Raw genomic sequence first — 4,777 nt, 5'->3', positions numbered from 1 at the left:
GTGAAAGGCTAAGGCTGGATCAAAATAGCGTTTAGGAATAGGTTGATCCGGATGACACAGTTCACGTTACACTACCTGGAATATTCCAAAAAACGTAGGATTTTGGCATCTATAATGGCGTTGCCAATATCGGGTTTGTTTTTATGGTATGTTTTGACAATGCCCAACCTGTTTAATATGTTGCCATTTACTATTCATGAATCCATAAATCCAGGAGGTGCGTCCGAGAATACGTTTATTACGATATTTGATACATTAATTGCGATCATATTATTGTGGATTCTCTACAAGGTATTTTGTGGTCTCCTGATAAAGAAGAGGTAGGTAGTAAAGGGTTAATCTTAAAATTAGGCTAAAAGCATGACTACGGGGCCAAATTCTATGATCCGGTGATCGGCAGGTGGGCCCTCCGGTCGAAAGCCGATCCATCGGGCCTCATCTCTGAGGTAGTCGAGGGTGAGGCCAAGTGCCCTTGCCGGTTTTCTTCGCGGCCTCGATGGAGGGCACGGCGTCGCCTCGCTCGGTGGTCAGTTCTCCATGCGACCAGCCCTTTTCCCTGTGGAAAGCATATAAATGATCACTTTTTGCCCTTTAGCTTCTTCACCTCCTCCGCCAGGTCCAATACGGCCTTGCTCAATGCGGCAATGGATTCGGTTTTCGCCCGGTCTTCTTCGATGAACTTTTCGAGTAATGCAGCAATCTTGTCCGCTGAATCATGTGTGATGGTTGGTTGATTATTAATTCCAGCCGACTTTTCGGACACCTCAAAAGTATTATAATTCTGAATATTATAGATTGCTTTCTCCTCCCTGAAATTCCGTACGAACTCGGGAGTAACGCCCAATGCCTCGGCCAGTTCCGCCAAGATGGGTTCATCAATCTGAATCGAATTCTCGAATTCCGATATACGCTGCTGGGTGAATTTACTTGGGCATAAGCTACCCAATGCCGATTGTTTCAATCCGATGATTTCGCGGATACGTTTTAAGTTGTGTCCTTCGTGGATCTTGTCTTCCTGGAATGCTGCGTTCATAGGATCAAATATATGATTTTAGGTTGTGGTTCAAAAACCAAGGATTCAATCAAAGTTTCCAGCAGGGAAATTTAGTGCGTCGGGCAGCTGCGCTCCAGGAGCCTGCACAGCACGGACGGCACCTCGTTCGCCGAAACGGTGAATTACAGCTACAACCCGCGGGGGTGGCTGCGCTACACACATTCGGAGCTTTTCCGGCAGCTGCTGCGCTACCAGGACACGGCCTCCAACCGGCAGTACAACGGCAACATCTCCCACCAGGTATTCATGCGGCGGGGCAATACGGGGTCGCCGCCCGCATGGGTCTCGGATACCTACAACTACCGGTACGACGGGGCGGGCCGGCTGATCCAGGGGACGATAGGGTCCGGCAGGGGCGGGGAAACGCTGACGTATACAAAAAACGGCAACATCAGCTCGCTGCAGCGCACGGACGGCTCGGGCACGGTGGTCGACCGGCTGCGGTACGACTACGGCATCTGGGGCAACGTGCTGGCGTCGGTGTACGACACACTGGCAACCACCACGGGCACGGATCCGTTCCAGCTCCCGGCACTGACCAACTACGCCTGGGACAACAACGGGAACATGCTGGCGCGGGCGAACACGAATACGGCGGCGACGCACAGCAGGAACAACATCAGCGGCATCACCTACAACACCTGAACCTGCCGCAGCAGGTGACGGCCGTCGCGGGAGGCGTGACGTATGTGTACGGTGCCAGCGGGCAGACGCGGGACTACATCGACGGGATCGAGTACGTGGGCGGGACGATGGAGCTGATCCACACGAAGGAGGGACGGATCGTGCGGAGCGGCGACACGTACACCTACCATTACTTCCTGCGCGACCACCTAGGCAACAACCGGGCGGGTTTCGCCGGGGGGACGAACGTGACCGTACCGGACTTCACGACCGATTACTATCCGTTCGGACTGCAATACGTGCAGGCGATTGCACGGCAGGGATCGCCCAAAAATAATTATCTTTATGGCGGCAAGGAGCTGCAGGACGGCATCAAGCAGTACGATTACGGGGCAAGGTTCTATGATCCGGTGATTGGGAGGTGGGGGAGTGTTGACCCGTTGGCAGATGAGTTTGACAATGTGTCGCCCTATAACTATGCCCTAAACAATCCTTTGCGATATATCGACCCGGATGGTATGGCAGCTTCGGACACCACGACAAGGAATGGGGGCATTTTGCAGAAGGTTTGGGTTACCGTGAACAATTTCCGCTGGCCAACATGGACATACCATATTCCAATCTTGGGTGCGGCTGCCGAAAGTGGTAACAATCTTGCCGATGGTAACTACTTGCTATCGGTAGGGAATTTCGGAACTTCATTGGCTGAGCTATATACAGCAGGTTTATTAAGTGAAGTTAAAATAGGCTCTATAACTATTAATCAAACAGTAAATGCTGCTAACAGGATAACCAAGTTGAGTACTTCTAAGTTAGTAGTAACCCATAGTATAACCAAATCCAAAACTGCATTTGCAAAACTTAAAGCAGATATCAAGCTAAATGGTATTAAAGAACCGATAAAATTTGTTGAACACAATGGAAAGAATTACGTTGTAGATGGTCATCATAGGCTAAGAGCAGCAAAAGAGTTAGGAATTCAGGAAGTTCCCGTAGAAAAAGTTAACTTGCCATATGCAGGTTACAAAACAGTTGACGATTTAATTTATACCCAATATTAATGGCGATTTGGCAATATACATTTAGAGTGCTGCCTCGGGAAAGTTTAGAGGTCATTCATGATGGGCGTTTTTTTCGTTACGATAACAAGGAGTTTGACGAGGAATCTTTTTGGAAAAAGAGACCATTAAAAAAAGGCATTTTTAATGCAGTGAAATTGTTCCTGATAAAAACCAAATCTTGGAGTGATAATATTGATTTGTATGGTATCGAAGAGTCAAATTGCTTTGAAATATTCTTTGACGAAGAAGGTTTCGTTCTATCAGTTTCTTTCAGGATAGATTTTACCAGTAATTATGAGGCTTTGTTGAGTCAGATACTTGATTTTTGTGTTTTTAACGGATTAATAATTTTGGATGAAGGATTAAACGTTATTCCACTGAATTGCGAACAGGTGAAAAATGTCATAGAAAATTCACCGCAGGTGGAGAAGTATAATGAATTGATAAAAAAAAGTAAAAATCGTGGCTGAAAGATGGGAATCAAAGCTCCCAAACGAAGTGAAAACAAGGGTTGATTTCGGAAAAGTGATAGGTGATTATATAAATCCGCAAACCGGGGCTGCCATGCCAACAACAAAGGGCATTATAGTGAATAGTCACACAGGTGCTCATATCATCCCCGCACGGCCATAAAGACATTAAAATGAACGAGACAGAAATAAGGCAAGCGTTATTGATTTCAATGCAGCGGGCATTGTGGGGGAAAATCTATCCTTCTGTAGGAGCAGTAGCTGTTGGGTTTGAAGATATCCGCAAACTTAAAGTCATTTGTTATCTGGACAGGGAGCCAAGAGACGAAGATTACGAAAATCTTGGTGAAGTGACGGCCGAAGTGTGTGCCGATATTGACTTTAAGGAAGTTGAAGAACACTGCGTTTACTCTGTTAAACCCTTCTCTCAATTAGACAGCTTAGCATCATGGGTTTACATAAGAAATGATGAATCATGATAGTAGCATTAAAGATGTAATAGAGATAGGGTTAGGATATTCTGCCCATAGAGTAGGTTTGGAAGAAGAGTGGAGGATAAAAAAGATGGAAACCTAGAGCAAGTCAAACCTACTACCGCCGCTTCGGGAGTGGGAATGACCATAGGAGCAATCCTTCTTCCGGCAAACTGGCAGTCCGAAATGAACTATTGGGAAGTCGATCCGAGAAGATTCGGGCCGCCGCCACCCATTGTTATACCAGGTATTGATAATAGTCAGAATAATCCCTCAACCGTGAATTCCGAGAGTAGGAATTGGCGAGACGATAAAAAACTAAGTCCTGGTGAAATTAAACAATTGGAGCAGAATGTTGGACACATCGCGAGAAAGGTAACCATGGAGGGCAAAGAGATTTATATAAAGATAAAGATTGCAATGTGTATGAAAGCCAAAAGGAGGCAACGGACCGGGAGAACCAATTGGGATTAACCTTAAAAATCTATAGGACAATTTATGGAAAGGCATGAGATTAAATTAAGCTTTTGCGTTTGGGGATTCAAGGATATCAGCCATGACGACCTAACGAAAATATTAGATGTCGCACCTTCAAAAATTTTTATTGAAGGCGAACGGATGAATCCCAAATTTCCAAGATTGGCGAAAGAGAATGCTTGGTTCCTTGACTCCCCCGCGGAGAGGTTTGCTGATTTCAATGAAAAAATGGGTGCGCTCCTGGATATTATAGAGTCTAAAATCGACAAGTTTGAGGCCGTTTGTAATAAGTATTTATGTGAATTTTCATGTGCATTATTTATTCAACCGAAAAGCGAAGAAAGTATACCTTGGATACATTTTGGCCCCCGTTATATAGAGGTGATTAGAAAGGTTAAAATCGAATTTGACTTCGATATCTATTGCTTAGAAGAATAGTACGTGGAACGAGTAATTAGTTGGTTCGACAGTAATACCGAAGAACTAATTGGGGAATATAATGTTGATAGGATATCTTTGGAGGTGTTGAAACATATCTTCAACCCTCCCGATAACGACCCTTTGATGTATAATCCCTATAGCATTGACGTAGAACAGGGAAAGGAATTGAGTTTGTTA

General features: G+C 45.4%; 9 protein-coding genes. 8 read left to right on the top strand and 1 reads right to left on the bottom strand.

Annotated elements, in window-relative coordinates:
- Positions 1-577: 577 nt before the first annotated feature.
- On the bottom strand, positions 578-1,033 hold the full coding sequence (locus ACMGDE_RS19890) for a helix-turn-helix domain-containing protein (RefSeq protein WP_436834587.1): 456 nt from the start codon (positions 1,031-1,033) through the stop codon (positions 578-580).
- Positions 1,034-1,171: 138 nt separating this feature from the next.
- Between ACMGDE_RS19890 and ACMGDE_RS19885 the strand changes: the two genes are divergently transcribed.
- The 8 genes from ACMGDE_RS19885 to ACMGDE_RS19855 all read left to right on the top strand — a co-directional run.
- Complete coding sequence (locus ACMGDE_RS19885; RefSeq protein WP_436834586.1) at positions 1,172-1,699, top strand: hypothetical protein; 528 nt, start codon at positions 1,172-1,174, stop codon at positions 1,697-1,699.
- Positions 1,700-1,713: 14 nt separating this feature from the next.
- Positions 1,714-2,739, top strand: coding sequence for an RHS repeat-associated core domain-containing protein (locus tag ACMGDE_RS19880; RefSeq protein ID WP_436834585.1), 1,026 nt, complete (start codon positions 1,714-1,716; stop codon positions 2,737-2,739).
- On the top strand, positions 2,739-3,209 hold the full coding sequence (locus ACMGDE_RS19875; protein ID WP_436834584.1) for a hypothetical protein: 471 nt from the start codon (positions 2,739-2,741) through the stop codon (positions 3,207-3,209). Before ACMGDE_RS19880 ends, ACMGDE_RS19875 begins: the two co-directional genes overlap by 1 nt.
- Positions 3,202-3,372 carry a polymorphic toxin type 50 domain-containing protein gene (locus tag ACMGDE_RS19870; RefSeq protein WP_436834583.1) on the top strand — a complete coding sequence of 57 codons (171 nt, stop codon included), beginning with the start codon at positions 3,202-3,204 and terminating at the stop codon, positions 3,370-3,372. Before ACMGDE_RS19875 ends, ACMGDE_RS19870 begins: the two co-directional genes overlap by 8 nt.
- A 10-nt stretch (positions 3,373-3,382) precedes the next feature.
- Positions 3,383-3,688, top strand: coding sequence for a MafI2 family immunity protein (locus ACMGDE_RS19865; protein WP_436834582.1), 306 nt, complete (start codon positions 3,383-3,385; stop codon positions 3,686-3,688).
- Between the two features lie 335 nt (positions 3,689-4,023).
- On the top strand, positions 4,024-4,194 hold the full coding sequence (locus tag ACMGDE_RS20060; protein ID WP_495911618.1) for a polymorphic toxin type 33 domain-containing protein: 171 nt from the start codon (positions 4,024-4,026) through the stop codon (positions 4,192-4,194).
- Complete coding sequence (locus tag ACMGDE_RS19860; RefSeq protein WP_436834581.1) at positions 4,181-4,597, top strand: DUF4279 domain-containing protein; 417 nt, start codon at positions 4,181-4,183, stop codon at positions 4,595-4,597. The genes ACMGDE_RS20060 and ACMGDE_RS19860 overlap by 14 nt, the downstream gene beginning before the upstream one ends.
- Before the next feature lie 3 nt (positions 4,598-4,600).
- Positions 4,601-4,777, top strand: a 177-nt coding sequence (locus tag ACMGDE_RS19855; protein ID WP_436834588.1) for a DUF7683 domain-containing protein, incomplete at its 3' end; no start/stop codon positions are given.

Source organism: Parapedobacter brassicae (genome assembly GCF_051400755.1).
Taxonomy (GTDB): domain Bacteria; phylum Bacteroidota; class Bacteroidia; order Sphingobacteriales; family Sphingobacteriaceae; genus Parapedobacter.
Note: the sequence above shows the minus strand (reverse complement) of the source record. Positions and strands in the feature narration are given on the sequence as shown.